The sequence below is a fragment of the Candidatus Acididesulfobacter guangdongensis genome (assembly GCA_004195045.1).
In the GTDB taxonomy this organism is placed as follows: Bacteria; SZUA-79; SZUA-79; order Acidulodesulfobacterales; family Acidulodesulfobacteraceae; genus Acididesulfobacter; species Acididesulfobacter guangdongensis.
Window position 1 is genome coordinate 334,998 of sequence record SGBC01000001.1, and the last position, 17,031, is coordinate 352,028.

Annotated in this window: 14 protein-coding genes; all 14 read right to left on the reverse strand. The window is 35.5% G+C overall.

The window, feature by feature from the left end; all coding sequences use genetic code 11:
• The 14 genes from leuB to pheT all read right to left on the reverse strand — a co-directional run bounded on the left by leuB (window position 1) and on the right by pheT (window position 16,715).
• Window positions 1–1,092 (reverse strand): 3-isopropylmalate dehydrogenase, encoded by a 1,092-nt coding sequence (leuB, locus tag EVJ46_01575; GenBank protein ID RZD16955.1) that lies wholly within the window; start codon window positions 1,090–1,092, stop codon window positions 1–3.
• Complete coding sequence (locus EVJ46_01580; GenBank protein ID RZD16956.1) at window positions 1,089–1,595, reverse strand: 3-isopropylmalate dehydratase small subunit; 507 nt, start codon at window positions 1,593–1,595, stop codon at window positions 1,089–1,091. The genes leuB and EVJ46_01580 overlap by 4 nt, the downstream gene beginning before the upstream one ends.
• Window positions 1,596–1,773: 178 nt before the next feature.
• Window positions 1,774–3,048 (reverse strand): 3-isopropylmalate dehydratase large subunit, encoded by a 1,275-nt coding sequence (gene leuC / locus EVJ46_01585; protein RZD16957.1) that lies wholly within the window; start codon window positions 3,046–3,048, stop codon window positions 1,774–1,776.
• A gap of 90 nt (window positions 3,049–3,138) precedes the next feature.
• The gene (locus EVJ46_01590) at window positions 3,139–4,710 is read right to left on the reverse strand and encodes a 2-isopropylmalate synthase (protein ID RZD16958.1); all 1,572 of its coding nucleotides are present in this window, start codon (window positions 4,708–4,710) and stop codon (window positions 3,139–3,141) included.
• 129 nt (window positions 4,711–4,839) lie between these two features.
• Window positions 4,840–5,574 (reverse strand): CDP-diacylglycerol--serine O-phosphatidyltransferase, encoded by a 735-nt coding sequence (pssA, locus tag EVJ46_01595; GenBank protein RZD17440.1) that lies wholly within the window; start codon window positions 5,572–5,574, stop codon window positions 4,840–4,842.
• Between the two features lie 74 nt (window positions 5,575–5,648).
• Window positions 5,649–6,368, reverse strand: a complete 720-nt coding sequence (locus EVJ46_01600; GenBank protein ID RZD16959.1) for a phosphatidylserine decarboxylase family protein — start codon at window positions 6,366–6,368, stop codon at window positions 5,649–5,651.
• A gap of 303 nt (window positions 6,369–6,671) precedes the next feature.
• Window positions 6,672–7,688, reverse strand: a complete 1,017-nt coding sequence (gene ilvC / locus EVJ46_01605; GenBank protein RZD16960.1) for a ketol-acid reductoisomerase — start codon at window positions 7,686–7,688, stop codon at window positions 6,672–6,674.
• A gap of 140 nt (window positions 7,689–7,828) precedes the next feature.
• The gene (gene ilvN / locus EVJ46_01610) at window positions 7,829–8,314 is read right to left on the reverse strand and encodes an acetolactate synthase small subunit (protein ID RZD17441.1); all 486 of its coding nucleotides are present in this window, start codon (window positions 8,312–8,314) and stop codon (window positions 7,829–7,831) included.
• 148 nt (window positions 8,315–8,462) lie between these two features.
• Window positions 8,463–10,154, reverse strand: coding sequence for a biosynthetic-type acetolactate synthase large subunit (ilvB, locus tag EVJ46_01615; protein ID RZD17442.1), 1,692 nt, complete (start codon window positions 10,152–10,154; stop codon window positions 8,463–8,465).
• A gap of 23 nt (window positions 10,155–10,177) precedes the next feature.
• Window positions 10,178–11,845 (reverse strand): dihydroxy-acid dehydratase, encoded by a 1,668-nt coding sequence (gene ilvD, locus EVJ46_01620; GenBank protein RZD16961.1) that lies wholly within the window; start codon window positions 11,843–11,845, stop codon window positions 10,178–10,180.
• Window positions 11,846–11,849: 4 nt separating this feature from the next.
• Complete coding sequence (locus tag EVJ46_01625) at window positions 11,850–12,086, reverse strand: DUF465 domain-containing protein (GenBank protein ID RZD16962.1); 237 nt, start codon at window positions 12,084–12,086, stop codon at window positions 11,850–11,852.
• 40 nt (window positions 12,087–12,126) lie between these two features.
• On the reverse strand, window positions 12,127–12,870 hold the full coding sequence (gene tsaB, locus EVJ46_01630) for a tRNA (adenosine(37)-N6)-threonylcarbamoyltransferase complex dimerization subunit type 1 TsaB (protein ID RZD16963.1): 744 nt from the start codon (window positions 12,868–12,870) through the stop codon (window positions 12,127–12,129).
• Between the two features lie 117 nt (window positions 12,871–12,987).
• Window positions 12,988–14,151 carry an RIP metalloprotease RseP gene (gene rseP / locus EVJ46_01635; GenBank protein ID RZD16964.1) on the reverse strand — a complete coding sequence of 388 codons (1,164 nt, stop codon included), beginning with the start codon at window positions 14,149–14,151 and terminating at the stop codon, window positions 12,988–12,990.
• A 110-nt stretch (window positions 14,152–14,261) separates the two neighbouring features.
• On the reverse strand, window positions 14,262–16,715 hold the full coding sequence (gene pheT / locus EVJ46_01640) for a phenylalanine--tRNA ligase subunit beta (protein RZD16965.1): 2,454 nt from the start codon (window positions 16,713–16,715) through the stop codon (window positions 14,262–14,264).
• Between the last annotated feature and the right edge of the window lie 316 nt (window positions 16,716–17,031).

Sequence of the window (17,031 nt, forward strand, 5' to 3'; positions counted from 1 at the left end):
CTACGCTCGTACTGCATTTTTTAATTCAGATAAAACAGCTTCTCCCATTTGGGATGTGCCTACCAATTTTAGACCTGCCGCTCCGGAGTAAATATCCGGCGTTCTGTAACCATTTTTTATAACATTTTCAACGGATTTTTCAATATAATCGGCAAGATTATCCTCGTCAAAACTATATCTGAGCATCATGGCGACAGAAAGAATAGTTGCTAACGGATTTGCTTTATTTTGTCCCGCAATATCGGGAGCGCTCCCGTGAATAGGTTCGTACATACCTTTTTTTCCGTTTAAACTTGCAGAAGGAAGCATTCCTATAGAGCCGGACACCATTGAAGCTTCATCGCTCAATATATCTCCAAACATATTGGTAGTCACTATGACATCAAACGATGCAGGCTGCTTAATAAGCTGCATGGAACAATTATCGACGTACATATTGGACAGTTCAACTTCAGGATAGCTCTTTGACACATCCGCCACAACATTTCTCCATAACTCGGTAGATTCCAAAACGTTTGCCTTGTCAACCGATAAAACTTTTTTCCTTCTTTTCATAGAAATATCAAAAGCTATCTTTGCGATTCTTTCAATTTCTTTAGTAGTATAAACAAGCGTATTAAATCCTTTCTTTGAACCGTCGGGCATATCTTCAACGCCGCGGGGCTGTCCAAAATATATCCCGCCGGTAAGTTCTCTAACGATAAGCATATCCGTGCCGCTTACAATATTTTTTTTCAGCGGCGACGCATCTATTAAATCATCATACACCTTTGCCGGACGCAAATTTGCGTACAAATCTAATTCATATCTTAACCCTAAAAGGGCTTTTTCCGGTCTCAGTTCTATTGGAAGAGGCTCCCATTTAGTACCTCCTACCGCTCCGAATATAACGGCGTCTGAATCTTTTGCTATTTTAAGGGTTTCATCGGTTAAAGGCTTTCCGTACGCTTCAAAAGAAGCGCCGCCTACAAGCCCTTCTTCAATTTCATAATTTATTGAGTTTAAATCTAACAGATATTTTAAGACCTTTACCGCCTCTTTTGTGACTTCGATCCCAATGCCGTCACCGGCAAATAACGCAAGCTTCATCATTTTTTAAGTTCCCCTTCTTTTTTTACCCTTTTTCTGGCATGCTCCATTAATCCTCCTGCGCTGACTAACTCAGCCATAAATTTAGGTATAGGTTTTGCGTGTACTGTAATATTTTTAGTTAGGTTTTTAATCTCTCCTTTGTCCGTATCTACTTCAAGAACATCTTCCGAATCAATAGAATCGGTATCCGCTTCTAAAATCAAAAGTCCGATATTAAACGAATTTCTATAAAATATCCTTGCGAAACTTTTTGCAATTACTAAAGGAACACCTGATGCTTTTATAGCAATAGGCGCATGCTCTCTTGAAGAACCGCACCCGAAATTGACGCCTGCAGCAATAAAATCTCCTTTATTGACTTTGGACGCAAACGAAGGGTCGGCGTCTTCCATGCAATGCTTTCTTAAATTTTCGGGGTCGGAATCATTTAAATATCTTGCAGGGATTATAGCGTCAGTGTCTATATTATCCGCGAACTTAAATACTTTGCCTTTTAATAACATAGGAATACCTCTAATATTCTATTTAATTTATTTAGAGCCAAATACTTTATTCCTCAGCAGTTTAGAATACAGATTCATCAGCTGCACAACATATTTCCGCAGTATGCAGAATAATCAATATAGCATACAAAACTATACTGAAAAAAGATGCTAACAATTTTCCTTTAAACAATTATGCTTACACAACTTCATCCGGCGACGATATCTTGCCGGCTATAGCCGAAGCAGCGCATACGGCAGGATTTGCAAGGTACACTTCACTCGTTATGTCGCCCATTCTTCCTTTGAAATTTCTATTCGTCGAAGATATAGCTCTTTCTCCGTCTGCAAGGATACCCATATAGCCGCCTAAACACGGTCCGCAGGTCGGAGTGCTTACAACCCCTCCTGCATTCATAAATATGTCTATAAGTCCTTCTTTCTCAGCCATCAGGTATATCTCCGGCGTTGCGGGTATTACTATCAATCTGGTGTATTTTGCTATTTTTTTGCCTTTTAAGATTGAAGCGGCAATTCTTAAATCTTCTATTCTGCCGTTGGTGCATGAGCCAATGACGGACTGGTCTATTTTAATATTTTTAGCGGATGCTTCTTTAACATCCACGCTGTTTTCAGGAAGATGAGGAAATGCTACCTGAGGATTTATTTCAGCAGTATCATATTTTAGCGTTTTTAAATATTGCGCATCAGGATCGCTCTTATATATTATGTAATCTCTTTTAGCCCTACCGGAAACGTACTCTTCGGTAATCTCGTCGGGTTCAAATATTCCGCTTTTAGCACCGGCTTCTATTGCCATATTTGAAATAGAAAATCTGTCTGCCATAGTAAGATGTTTGAATGTTGTGCCGGAAAATTCCAACGCCATATAATTGGCTCCTTCAACCCCTATCTTGCCTATAAGAAACAGTATTAAGTCTTTACCTGACACCCATTTATTGGGTTTTCCGTCAAAGACAACTTTTATGGAATACGGAATTTTAAGCCATGCTTCTCCGAACGCCATCGCATAAGCTAAATCTGTCGAACCCACTCCGGTTGAAAAAGCCCCTAATGCCCCGTAGGTGCATGTATGAGAATCTGCGCCTATGACTAGGTCGCCGGGGAGCACTATTCCCTGCTCCGGTAAAAGAGCATGCTCAATGCCGACCTCGCCGCTTTCAAAATAATATTTTATATTATATTTTTTTGCAAATTCTCTTAATGTTTTTGCCTGTTTAGCGCTTGCTATATCTTTATTTGGAACAAAATGGTCTGGAACGAGCGCTATTTTTTCCCTGTCAAAAACATCGCATACTCCTATCGTATCGAATTCTCTTATCGCTATGGGAGCCGTTATGTCATTTCCTAATGCAATATCCACTCTTGCGCTTACAATATCTCCCGGAGAACATGATTCTAAATCGGTATGGGCAAGAATTATTTTTTCTGTAATCGTAAGCGGATTAGACATAAAATTTACCTCGTTAATAATAAAATTTTATTATATTTTTTTCAGTATTTTTTCAGCTATATTTTTAATATTTATTTGCTGCGCATTATTTTATGCGCGATAAACAGAATCGCATTCCTTTTCCGAAATATTTTCTAAATTTTTATTATATACATAATGTTTGTTTAAGCAGTTAATGTATGCTTTGGCGCTTGCAACGACAATGTCGGTGTGGGCGCTTCTTCCTGTAAAATGAATATTTGCATCTTCAATAGTAACACTGACATCACCCTGAGCCTGAGTAGTTCCCCTGATAGATTTTACTTCATAACCTATGACTGCACAGTTTGAACCGGTGATTTTTCTTATTGAATTATAAACGGCATCCACCGGTCCGTTGCCCCATTCGGAAGATGTTTTTAAATCTCCGTCTACCGCAACTTTAACCATAGCAAGCGGGGTAACCGTATCCCCGCATACAACATTAACATATTTCAGTTCATATTTCTCAAAATGTTTAGAATTTTTTGCAACTAACGAATCTATGTCCTCGTCGTATATATCCTTTTTTCTGTCCGCTAACGCCTTAAATTTTATAAAGGCCTTGTCTATTTCGTCTTCGCTCAGCAAATATCCCAGTGATTCAAGTCTTTCTTTAAACGCGTGTTTGCCTGAATGTTTTCCGAGCACCAATTCATTGGACTGTCTGCCGACTAATTCCGGGGTCATTATTTCATAAGTGGTTTTTTCTTTTAAAATACCGTCCTGATGAATGCCTGCTTCATGAGCAAATGCATTTTTTCCGACAATGGCTTTATTAGGCTGAACAGAAATACCGGTAGTATAAGTGAGCAGCTGCGAAGTTCTGTATAATTCCGAAGTCTTAATATTTGTTTCTGCATTATATATATCTTTTCTGACATTCAGCGCCATAACAATCTCTTCCAATGCCGCATTTCCGGCTCTTTCTCCTATGCCGTTAATAGTACATTCGATTTGATTGGCTCCCGCAAGTATAGCAGATAGAGAATTAGCGGTTCCGAGTCCGAGATCGTTATGACAGTGTACGCTTAAAATAATATTTTCAATCCCTTTAACTTTAGTTTTTAGGTCTTTTATGAAATTATAAAATTCAAAAGGCGTTGCATAACCTACCGTATCTGGAATATTCAGCCTAGTAGCCCCTGCTTTTATAACTTCTTCTAATACTATCTTTAAAAAATCTAATTCGGTCCGTGAAGCATCTTCGGCAGAAAATTCAACTTCTTCAACGAAAGACTTCGCGTATCTGACCATATTAGCGGCTTTTTCAAGCAGAGTTTCGCGCGTCATTTTTAATTTGTATTTTAAATGCACGTCGGATGTGGCAATAAATGTATGTATTACCGGTTTTTCCGCAAATTTTACGGCGGAATAAGCCCTATATATATCTTTTTCATTAGCTCTTGCAAGTCCGGCTATTTCAACATTTTTTATTTCCTGCGCAATAGCTTTTACAGCCTCAAAATCACCGTCGGAAGCTATAGGAAAACCTGCCTCAATTGTATCAACTCCAAGTCTTGCAAGTTGGCGGGCAAGATTAAGTTTTTCCTCAATATTCATGCTTGCACCGGGAGACTGTTCCCCGTCTCTGAGTGTAGTATCAAATATTCTTATAGCTCTTTTATTTTTATCGTAAGCCATATATTAAACCTCTCTTATGCAAAATAGTATGCAATAAATATATTGCAGCAAAGAAAATATTTAATTTTTATATTATATATATGATATGTGATTTGTTCTAATTTATACTATTCTGCTATTATGAAACTTTTATATATCTTTGTCTTCATTTTTGACTTTTATCTTACCATTATTAAGATAAAAATACAATAGCGGCGAAATAAAACAATAGACAAAAAAAATTAAAAAAAACATAATGACCGGTTTGATTATTATGATTATTACCATTAATGACGCAAGAGCGAGGATTTCGAAAGGCCTTTTCTTAAAAAAACTTAAATCTTTCATTGCATAATAGCTTATATTGCTTATCATTAAAAGCCCGAGCAGGGGCATAATAACCATCATTGCTATATGCTCATTTACGGCAACTTTAAAATACGCAATAACGAAAATAGAGAAAACCGCCATTCCTGCTGCCGCAGGGGAAGGCAATCCTGTAAATTTTTTGTTTTCTACTGAATTTACCTGAATATTAAATCTGGCAAGCCTTAACGCTGCGCCGATAAAATATACAAATATGAGCGCCCAACCTATTTTCCCGAAATTTTTTAATTGCCATATATATACTAATATTGACGGAGCAGCGCCAAATGCTATCAAATCCGACAGAGAATCATATTCTATCCCGAATTTTGAACTTGTATTAGTTATTCTTGCAACCTTTCCGTCTAAGCCGTCTAGTAAAATTGAAATTACTATAAGCCATCCCGCAATATAAAATTTACCGTCAATAGAATTTATTATTGAATAGAATCCTGAAAATAGCGATAAACTCGTAATGAGGTTTGGGAAAAAATATATGCCTTTATTTCTGCTGAGCACAAAAAACTCATCAGCCGTCTTAGTCAATTTATTTTTATAATGCTTAAAATGAATGTTGTATTTCTGCTTATTCTTCAACTTATTCTGCCTATTAAAGTTTCACCGGCATACACTTTGTCATTGACTTTCACATAGGCAATAAAATCTGACGGCAGATATAAATCCATTCTTGAACCGTATTTAATAAGTCCAAACCTGTCACCTGCAACAACTCTGTCGCCTTTATTAATTTTACAGACTATTCTTCTTGCGACAAGTCCGGCTATTTGCACAAATGCTATAATTGTTTTGCCGTTTTTATGATATGCATTTTTACTCATGCCTGCTGCATTATCGGGAGCGTCTATTTCTAAAATTACCGCATTATATTCATTTTCCGATGAAGCTTTATCTAAATTTGCAGAAAAAAATTTTCCTTTGTTATACTTTATTTCTATCACATTGCCGGATATAGGAATTCTGTTTACATGGACATTAAACAGCGACATAAAAATACTTATTTTGAAAACATCTTTTTTAAGATATCTTTCGTCGTAAATTTTTTCTGCATAAATAATTTTACCGTCGGCAGGCGATATTATTTCATTTTTATCTGCCGATGCTTTTCTTTCCGGGTCTCTAAAAAAATAAATGCTAAAGAGGAACAAAATAAAAAATATTGCCGAAAAACCTGCAAAAATATACTGCAGACCGTTTGCGCTAATATTCAATATTAAATATAAAGATGTAAAAATAACAAAACACACTAAAGGAAATATTATTAGCTTTATACCCTCTTTAGCAATCAATTTCATAAGTATCAACAGTATTAAGATCGAAAAAGGTGTCAGATTAATTTTTTTGCAAATATTTTCTTTGTTAATTGAACTATGCCATACGCAAAAAAATAAGATCTGACACCTTTTTCTTTAGCAATCAATTTCATAAATATAAATATTATTTTAATCCTGCAATAGAAAGTTATCTTTTGCTTAACAGAGCAAAGAAATGCATAACGATTTTCTACTGCAGGATTAAGATATTAATTTGTTCAGTATAGTTAAATACGGATAAGGCTATTTTGAATTAATGCCTGCCGCCGTTATTAATTTCCGTTGTTAATTCTTAGTCTGATCTACTATTTTGTTTTTGGTAATAAAAGGCATCAGCGACCTCAATTTTTTACCTACTTTTTCAAGCGGATGGTCTTCTCCTCTTTTTGTTAAGCCGTTAAAAGTGGGTCTGTTTACCTCGTTTTCTACCATCCATTCCGATGCGAATTTGCCTGACCTTATTTCGTCGAGAATCTTCTTCATTTCTGCTTTAATATTTTCGTTAATTATTCTCGGACCTCTTGTTAAATCGCCGTATTGAGCGGTATTGCTTATTGAATACCTCATGTTGCTGATTCCGCCTTCATAAATAAGGTCTACTATTAATTTCATTTCATGAATGCATTCAAAATAAGCGCTTTCTTCTTCGTATCCAGCTTCAACAAGTGTTTCAAATCCGGCAGTCATTAGCGCGCTCAAACCTCCGCAAAGCACCGCCTGTTCTCCGAACAGATCGGTTTCAGTTTCTTCCCTGAAGGTACTCTCGAGAATTCCTGCTCTGCCTCCGCCGATACCGGAAGCATAGGCTAATGCCATGTTTTTTGTATTTCCGGAAAAATCATTCTCGACCGCAATTAAATCCGGCACTCCTCCGCCATTTTCAAATTCGCGTCTCACTAAATGACCGGGTCCTTTTGGCGCAACCATAAAAATATTTATATTTTTGGGAGGGGTTATCTGACCAAAATGTATGCTGAATCCGTGAGCGAAAACTAAATATTTTCCCTCTTTCAAATTTGGCTCTATTTCACTTTTATAAACTTTGCCATGGAGTTCGTCAGGCAAAAGAATCATGATAATGTCCGCTAATTTAGATGCTTCTGCAACGGTGAAGACTTCAAAACCCGCGTTTTTAGCCTTCATATAGGAAGGACCATCGGCTCTTAAACCTAAAATAACTTTAACGCCTGAATCTCTGAGATTTAGCGCATGCGCATGACCCTGGGAACCATATCCTATAATTGCAACGGTTTTTGATTGAATTAATCTTAAATCAGCATCTTTATCATAATAAATATTCATACATCCTCCATTAATAATTAATATTAAAGCTGTTCTATTAATATTTTTATGTTATTGTTATATTTATATTAAGTTTTTTAATATTAGAATATTAAAATGTATATATCTGTGCAAAAAACTGAATAAATTTAAAAAGATATTTATTTTTTAGACCTTGTTATCGCTATCGTTCCTGTTTTAACAATATCTTTAATACCTATAGGTCTTATCAGTTCAATAAATGCTTCCATTTTTTTAGCTGACCCGCTAAATTCCAGAACGTAGGCGTTGCGGCTTACATCAACAATTCTTGCCTCAAATATTTCCTTGATACGAAATATTTCATTTTTAGTAGAATCGTCGGCATTTACTTTCACAAGAACTGTCTGCCTCATCACTGATTCATCATCAGTAAGCTCCTGAACTTTAATGACATTGATAAGTCTGTTCAGCTGTTTTGTAATTTGCTCTAATATTTGCTCATCGCCGTAAGTCGATATTATCATCTTTGATTCATCTTTTTCAAGCGTGCCTGCGACGCTTATTCCGTCTATATTAAACCCCCTAGCAGAAAAAAGTCCTGCTACCCTTGCCAGCACGCCGGACTCATTCTCAACAAGTATAGATAAAATATGGTTTTTTTCCATCATATTTTCCCTTTAATTATTGTAAAAATTTAATTAACAAAAATAAATAATTACATTCCGTTAAGTAACCGCAATATAAATCTTAGCAAAAAATTGCAGCGTATAATCATTGTAATTGCAAAAAAATACTTCATTACGTTTAAGACGGTTACACAAGCAGCATTCCCGTAATCGGATAACCTGGCGCAACTATAGGATAAACCCCTTCTTCTTGAGCGACGACGAAATCCATAATAACAGGTTTTCTTATCGATAATGCCGTTTTCAAAACATCTTCCACCTGTTCTGGTTTGTTCGCTCTTAAGCCGACGGCGCCGTAACTTTCTGCCAGTTTAACAAAATCCGGGTTTACGTTTAATTTAGAAAATGAATATCTCTTCTCATAAAATAATTCCTGCCACTGCCTTATCATACCAAGAAAATTATTATTTATTATTGCTATTTTCACAGGCAGATTATACTGGACGGCTGTGGCTAATTCCTGTATATTCATTTGAATACTGCCGTCTCCCGCAATATCAAATACTGTTCTGTTCGGAAATGCTACCTGGGCGCCGATGGCTGCAGGAAATCCATATCCCATAGTGCCTAATCCTCCGGACGTTAATAACGATCTCGGATTTTTAAATTTATAAAATTGCGCAGCCCACATTTGATTTTGCCCGACTTCTGTTGCTATAATAGCCTCTCCGTCGGTTAATTCATATATTTTTTCAACAACAAACTGAGGTTTTATGATATCAGTCATTTTATATGAAAGAGGATGCTCATATTTATACATATTAAGTTCTTCTAACCATTTCATTCTTTTATATTGCGTTGATTCAATTTCTTTTGATTTTAACGATAAAATTTCCAGCATACTGTTTAAAACAGATTTAACATCTCCTACGACCGGAATATCTATTTTAACATTTTTACCTATAGAAGACGGGTCTATATCAATATGTGCAAACTTCGCCTTTCCGGCGAATTCGTCTACTTTGCCGGTCACTCTGTCATCAAATCTTGAACCTACCGCCACGATAAAATCGGCATTTGATATACCGGTGTTAGCTGCATAAGTCCCATGCATCCCGAGCATTCCAAAAAACAAAGCATGTTCCGACGGAAATCCCCCAAGCCCCATGAGGGTGGAAACAATAGGCAGATCTAACATTTCTGCAATTTCTTTAAGCTCATTCGCGGCATTTGAACTTATTACTCCTCCTCCTATATAAAACATAGGCTTTTCAGCCTTCAGAAGTTCATCAACAACCTTTAATATTTGAACGTGATGACCAAAATAAGTAGGATTATAGCTTCGCATTTCAATACTCTCAGGATAATCAAATTCAGCAACGTTCGAAGAAATATCTTTAGGAATGTCTATAAGCACCGGACCTGGTCTGCCCGTTGAAGCAATGTAAAATGCCTCTTTAACAATCCTTGCAAGATCTTCGACATCTCTTACTAAATAATTATGCTTCGTACAGGGTCTTGTTATGCCTACTGTATCGGCTTCCTGAAAAGCGTCATTTCCGATTAGGCTTGTCGGAACCTGTCCGGTAATAATTACCATAGGAACTGAATCCATATATGCTGTAGCAATACCGGTTATCGTGTTAGTAGCGCCCGGTCCTGAAGTTACCAATACGACACCGACTTTGCCGGTAGCTCTGGCATAACCGTCTGCAGCATGCGCAGCGCCCTGTTCATGACGCACCAGAATATGATTTAGTTTATCTCTATAATTAAAAAGCTCATCATAAATATTGAGTACTGCACCTCCGGGATACCCGAAAATAGTATCTACGCCTTCTTTTATTAGACTTTCAATAAGAATTTTAGAGCCGGTCATTAATTGTTTTTTATTTTCTTTAATCATTTTCTCACCTTTCTATTTACGATTGCCCCCTCGTCAGCTGATGAAACAATATCGGAATATCTTGCTAAATAACCATAATCTATTTTTTTCTCTTTTTTCTTCCAGTTTAATTTCCTAAGACTTAATTCGTTATCGCTGAGGAGCACATTAAGTTTTCTTTCGTTTATATCGATTTCAATTCTATCGCCTTCGTTAACAAGAGCTATAGGACCGCCTTCCTGAGCTTCAGGGGAAATATGCCCGATACATGGACCTCTTGTGCCCCCTGAAAACCGCCCGTCTGTTATAAGAGCAACTTTATCTCCTAATCCCATACCGACTATTTGAGAGGTAGGCGCCAACATTTCTCTCATGCCAGGACCTCCTTTAGGTCCTTCGTATCTTATAACTACAATATCCCCAGGTTTTATTTCTCCTGAGGATATACTCTTCATAGAATCTTCCTCGCTCTCAAAAACTCTGGCATTTCCTGTAAATTTCATCATAGACGGACCGACGCCGCTTGATTTGATGATAGCCCCCTTTGGAGCTAAATTACCGTATAATACAGCAATTCCGCCTTCAGTTCTGTAAGGATTGTCAATTTTTCTAATTATTTCGTTGTTTACATATCTGACCCCGTCAATTATTTCTTTAACTGAAAGCCCGCTTACATTCGTTGAATCTTTCACAAGCGACCTGAGTTCATATAAAAGTGCAGGAATACCGCCGGCAAAATCTAAATCTTCCAGAAAATATTCTCCTGCCGGTCTTAAACTTGATAATTGCGGAGTTTTTCTAGAAATTTCGTCGAAAAGTTTTAAATCTAATTTGATTCCGGCTTCATTAGCTATTGCAAGCAAATGCAAAACAGAATTAGAAGAACCGCCGAGTGCAACATCGACCATAATAGCATTGTGCAGCGCATCCATTGTAACAATATTACGCGGCAGTATATTTTCTTTCACTAAATCTACTATTCTGATTCCGCTTTCAAATGCCATCCTTTTTTTAATTGCAGAGCCGGCCAGTGCAGTTCCGGCGCCCGGCAGCGACATTCCCATAACCTCGGTAAGACAAGCCATAGTATTTGCGGTATATAATCCCTGACATGAGCCTTGACCTGGACATGCACACATTTCAAGATCCATAAGTTCATTTTCGGATATTTCACTTACTTTATATTTTGCCACAGCTTCAAATGTGTCTCTGACAAAAGAAAGTCTTTTGCCGTGATAATGCCCGGAAAGCATCGGTCCTGCAGTGACAACTATTGCCGGTATATTAAGCCTGAGAGCTGCCATAAGCATACCCGGTGTAATTTTGTCACAGTTGGTAAGCAGTATTAAACCATCAAGGGAATGGGCCTCTGCAATGGTCTCAACCATATCCGCTATAAGCTCGCGCGATGGCAGCGAGTAATGCATTCCTTTATGACCCATAGCTATCCCGTCGCAAATACCGGGTATGCCAAAAATGAACGGGTGTCCCCCGTTGCTATATACTCCATTTTCGGCTGCTCTTTCAAGATCTCTCATCCCTACATGTCCTGGTATGAGATCTGTAAAACTTGAAGCAATACCTATAAAAGGTTTGCGCATTTCTTGATTTGTAATACCGGTTGCGTAGAGCAGTGCTCTATGCGGCGTTTTATCTACGCCTTTTTTAATATTATCGCTTTTCATTATATCACCCGTTAATAATATTTGATTTAATCATTTGATTCATAATATCATTTCCGTTAAGTTTTTTAAGTTTTAATTCTTTTATTGTTTTTTGTTCTTCAGGCGTCAAAAAAGGTTTTGTAGTAAATTTATCTAATTTTTTATCTATATCGATATGTTCTTCGTAAATTTTTTTAAAATCTGAATTTGTTTGTATTAAAACATCGGCAATCTTTTGTTCATTGTCATCAAGCCATTGCATGCTATGACCTCCAAATTTTAAAATTTATATTATTAATATTTTAAAAAGCTCCGCCGCTATATACATAAACAGGCGAAAGACCCGTTATATCTTGAAAATCCGACTGTTCTTTCTTATTATCGGCAAATTTATTAATAGCAATTATTCCCGACAAATATGCCAATCTCAGATTATCGAAGACCTTTACTTCTATTCCGCTATTATTAAATAACTGAACATTTTCATTTAATTTGCATTTATTATAACTGCCTAAAAAAACAAAATCCGATTTGATATTTAACTTATCAATTGAGCAAGCGATTTCATTTGCATTTCCTGTTTCTAAACTTTTAAATTTTTTAAGGGTGCCATTTTCTATTTTATAAATTTCAAAATAAAATTTATCTTTTATAAATTCTTTTATAACAGTAAGATAAAAATTATCGCTTTTATTTATAAATGAATACGCACACGCATATAGACTTTCGACTCCGGATATTTTCAAATTTAGACTGTAAGCCAATGTTTTGGCAATAGAAAGTGAAACTCTTATTCCAGTAAATGAACCGGGACCTAAAGTAATAGCGATACCCCCAATATCGGTTAAATTTAATCCGGCATCTGATAATATACCGTCTAATTGTTTAAATATCAGGGTTGAAGGTACTAATTGTTTACTATTAAGTTCTTTAAAATGTTTATTTTCATTTAAAACGATATTATTTTCAGCAACAATCTCGCAGTTATCGCCAATCAGGCAAGTACACGAATAACTGCCGGAAGTATCTATTGATAAAAACAGCATGATAGAAACAGCATAATTAAAAAAGGTTTAAAATTGCGGTATTAAATAAAAATACCTGCAAAATAATAAAATAAATTAAACGACAGAATATGCATAAATACAAATTTGCAAATCTAATTAAGTCTTAATATTCCTCATTATGTCATTGTAAGAAACAAACAACAGCAACATTATAAGAAAGGCAAACCCGATTTTGGCAGCATTTTCCTGAAATTTTGGACTAAGCGGTCTGCGCCTGATCATTTCAATAAATGAAAATAGAATATGTCCGCCGTCCAAAGCCGGTATAGGGAACAAATTGACTAATCCGATATTGACGCTGATAACCGCTATAAAATAAAAGAACTGGGACAACCCCATTGAAGCCGCTCTGCCGGATAGCTGGGCGATCATAATCGGTCCGCCTAAATCGGTGGCCGGTATCTTGCCGGCTATAAGCATATACACGCTGAATATCGTTATATAGATAATAAACCAGACCTCTTTTAACCCTGAATAGAATGCGGAAAATATATTACTGCCCTGGTTTACCGTAACATTTGAAGGGTAGATTCCTATAATATAGCGGGTAATTTTCTGTTTAAATATGTTAAGACCGGAAACAAGCCTCGGTTTGATATTAATTAAAAACGTTTTAGAATAATCCGTTTTACCGGTTATCGGTAATTTTTTAGCAATTTTATTGTTTGACGCTGCATTAATAGGGCGCTTTACACCTAATGCAATAGTGTGCTTACCGTATTTTTGAATATATGCTGCAAGCGAAGACCATTTCCATATTTTTTTGCCGTTTACGGATGTTATAATATCGCCTTTTTTTAGTCCCGCAGCAGCTGCCGGATATCCTTTCATAACCTTCCCAACAACCGATTTTAATATCGGTTTGCCTGCCGAAAAAATTATCGTTAAAATAACCAGCGCTAAAACAAAATTAAAAACAGGTCCAAAAAATACGATTAAAAATTTTTTAAAAGGGCTAAGTTTACTGAAAGACCTTTTTTCATCTTCAGGAGAAAGTTCTTCTTCTGGATCTTCTCCGAGGAGTTTTACATAGCCTCCGAGCGGCAATGCCGAAACTGCATACTCGGTCTCGCCTATTTTTTTGGATATTAATTTAGGTCCGAACCCCAGAGAAAAATTTTCAACCTTTACTCCGAGCATTTTAGCTACTATAAAATGTCCGAACTCATGGAACACTACGATTATACTGACAACTATAACAAATGCTAAAATATCTATTAATATTCCGCTTGAAAAAAACGACTGCAATATATTTACCATAAAGATACGCAAACCCCATTAATTAATTTAATAAAATATTATTATCCCTGCTATTTATTATAATTTTTTTTTATCTAAAGTGCAAATGTTTTAAAGTGGTTAAATAATTATTATCCTCTCAGAACAATTCCGAAATTTTTATTCAGCTCTAATATCAGTCTGTCTCTCAGTTCGTTCACTTCTTTCATCGTTAATGTTCTTGAGTCATCGGAGGCATCGTATCTGATTAAATACGCTATCTTTCCTTTTTCTATCTGTTTCCCTCTGTAAACGTCAATTAAAACAATATTTTTTATAAGATTTGAAAATTTCTTAATAAATTTCTCAATTTCACCATATTCCAAATCCATAGGCGCAATAATCGAAATATCCTGCTCTATGATAGGATATTTGGAAGGAGCTATAAAATTTTTTTTATGAGAAATAAATTCTTTTATAGCCTCAAAATCTATATCAAACACGCCTACCCTGAATTCTAAACCGAATTCTTCAAGTATGCCGGTTTTGATTTCGCCGAAAAAACCGGCTGAAGATTTACCGATAAAAATTTCAAGCGTTCTGTCTATATCAAATATTTTATGCTCTTTTGGCTGCAAAAAATTATATTTTTTTATTCCAAGATTTGAAAATAAAAATTCTACCGTACCTTTTATCTTGTAAAATTCAGTATCTTCGCTCTGAAATTTTATACCGGAACAAAATGCTCCGCACAGTCTATTTTTTTCTATGACCGGATAATTATCCGCATACTTTTTATTATCATCATTATCCTTGCTAAAATAAATTTTTCCTATTTCATAAATTTTAATATCTTTGTATTTTTTTAAATTTTGATTTAATGTCTTAAGAGAATCCGGTATAAGGCTTGTTCTCAGATAATTAAACTCTACTGAAATAGGATTTTGAAGTTCCAGAGCATTATTCAAATTTTCAGAAATTATTTCAAGTTCTTTGCTGCCCGTAAAAGACGGGGTTATAATTTCAACAAGACCTGCATGTCCCAGTATTTCTTTTATTTCTTTAGATGTCTGATAATTAATATTTGCTTCAGGACAGTTTAAAATACCTTCAGGCATTGTAGATTTAACCTTGTCGTATCCATAAATTCTGAATATTTCTTCATAAATATTTATTGCATCAAAAATATCGCTTCTAAAATACGGAGCAGTAACAAAAATACCGTCTTCCGTTTCAGATAGTCTGACATTAAAGCCCAATCTTGACAATATTTTTAACACTTTATTTTTATCTATGGATTGCCCTAAAAAATTAAATAATTCATTAAAATATATATGAAATTCTTTAGGTTTTGCAATGTCTGCAATGTAATACGAATAGCAATTTACTTTAGCATCCGGAATATTTTTTTTAATCAGATGCACAATCCTCTTCATGGCATTAATTGCGGAAACGGGACTTAATCCTTTTTCAAATCTTGTAGAGGCATCAGTCCTCAGCGCCATTAATCTTGATGTTTTTCTAATGTTTGACATATTAAAATTGGCAGATTCAACTACGACAGAATTTGTTTTTGCATCTATTGCGCTTGAGATGCATCCCATAATTCCTCCAAGCGCAATAATCTTGTCTTCATCGGCGATAACTATTGAATCGTCAAAGAGCTTTCTTTCTTTATTGTCAATAGTCACAATAACATCATCATTCTTTTTATTGAATCTCGGAAAAATTTTACTGCCGGAAAGCTTAATTCTGTCAAAGGCGTGCAGCGGCTGGGCAGTTTCGAGCATTACTAAATTTGTTAAATCTACTATATTATTTATAGGTCTTATCCCTGATTTAATTAATTTATTTTTAATTTCTAAGTCGGATTCTTTGACAAGTATGCCGTCAATTTGTACTGCAATATAACACGGAACTGCTTCAGGATTGCTCATCATTACCGTAAGCTCTTCCGGTTTTGAAGAATACGAACCGCCAATACTAAATTCAATATCTTCGTCTATATTAGGCAAATTTATATCTTTATCAAATATAGACGACATTTCATAAGCAAATCCCTGAATACCGAACAAATCCGGTCTGTTTGGTTCAAGGTCAAACTCTAAAGCTGTATCATTTAATTCAAAAATATCATATGCTGATTTTCCTAAAGGTTCATCGGGAAATTTCAATATATTTGATATATTTAAAGAAAATCCCAACTCTTTTTCGGAACAGAATGCTCCTTCCGAAACAACCCCCAGGATAGATTTTTCTCTGATTTTCAGTCCATCGTCAAAAATAGCGCCTTTAATGGCTATCAGCGGTTTATCGCCGATACTTAACTCTGCTTTAGCCTTCGTATAAACTATTGTTTTTTGTCCTGCTTCTTCCCCTGCATAGACTGTCGCAATATTAAAATTAGGACTCGACGGATGCGGTTTGATTTCCTTCACTTCTCCTACTATTATATTTTTAAACGATTTCTTTTCCGAATAAGCAATAATTTTTTCAACCTCCATCGTCCTGCTGTTTAGCAGAGACGGCACTAAATTTTCTTTTCCGGTAAAATCAACATATTCTTTTAGCCAATTGAAACTAACCTTCAAAATTTCCTCCGGTATTTAATTGTTTTATAAATTTATCAAACCTATTTCATTATCTATACAATATATATAATATATATAACTTAATACTGCAATAGAAAGTTGTTTACCCGGAAAAGGTGTCAGATTATTTTTTTTGCAAATATTTTCTTTGTTAATTGAACTATTTCATATGCAAAAAAATAAAATCTGACACCTTTTCCTTATATTTTGCGTAACCGAGCAAAGAAATGTATAAATATTTTCTATTGCAAGATTAAGGATATAATTTTATATTTGCATTATTTGTTATATTATCTAACATATATACATGTATACATGAATTTTCAATCAG

Bases quoted from the DNA above. Each gene is read 5' to 3' on its own strand.
- leuB (RZD16955.1), bottom strand. From the start codon at position 1,092: ATGATGAAGCTTGCGTTATTTGCCGGTGACGGCATTGGGATCGAAGTC.
- EVJ46_01580 (RZD16956.1), bottom strand. From the start codon at position 1,595: ATGTTATTAAAAGGCAAAGTATTTAAGTTCGCGGATAATATAGACACT.
- leuC (RZD16957.1), bottom strand. From the start codon at position 3,048: ATGTCTAATCCGCTTACGATTACAGAAAAAATAATTCTTGCCCATACC.
- EVJ46_01590 (RZD16958.1), bottom strand. From the start codon at position 4,710: ATGGCTTACGATAAAAATAAAAGAGCTATAAGAATATTTGATACTACA.
- EVJ46_01600 (RZD16959.1), bottom strand. From the start codon at position 6,368: ATGAAATTGATTGCTAAAGAGGGTATAAAGCTAATAATATTTCCTTTA.
- ilvC (RZD16960.1), bottom strand. From the start codon at position 7,688: ATGAATATTTATTATGATAAAGATGCTGATTTAAGATTAATTCAATCA.
- ilvN (RZD17441.1), bottom strand. From the start codon at position 8,314: ATGGAAAAAAACCATATTTTATCTATACTTGTTGAGAATGAGTCCGGC.
- ilvB (RZD17442.1), bottom strand. From the start codon at position 10,154: ATGACCGGCTCTAAAATTCTTATTGAAAGTCTAATAAAAGAAGGCGTA.
- ilvD (RZD16961.1), bottom strand. From the start codon at position 11,845: ATGAAAAGCGATAATATTAAAAAAGGCGTAGATAAAACGCCGCATAGA.
- EVJ46_01625 (RZD16962.1), bottom strand. From the start codon at position 12,086: ATGCAATGGCTTGATGACAATGAACAAAAGATTGCCGATGTTTTAATA.
- tsaB (RZD16963.1), bottom strand. From the start codon at position 12,870: ATGCTGTTTTTATCAATAGATACTTCCGGCAGTTATTCGTGTACTTGC.
- rseP (RZD16964.1), bottom strand. From the start codon at position 14,151: ATGGTAAATATATTGCAGTCGTTTTTTTCAAGCGGAATATTAATAGAT.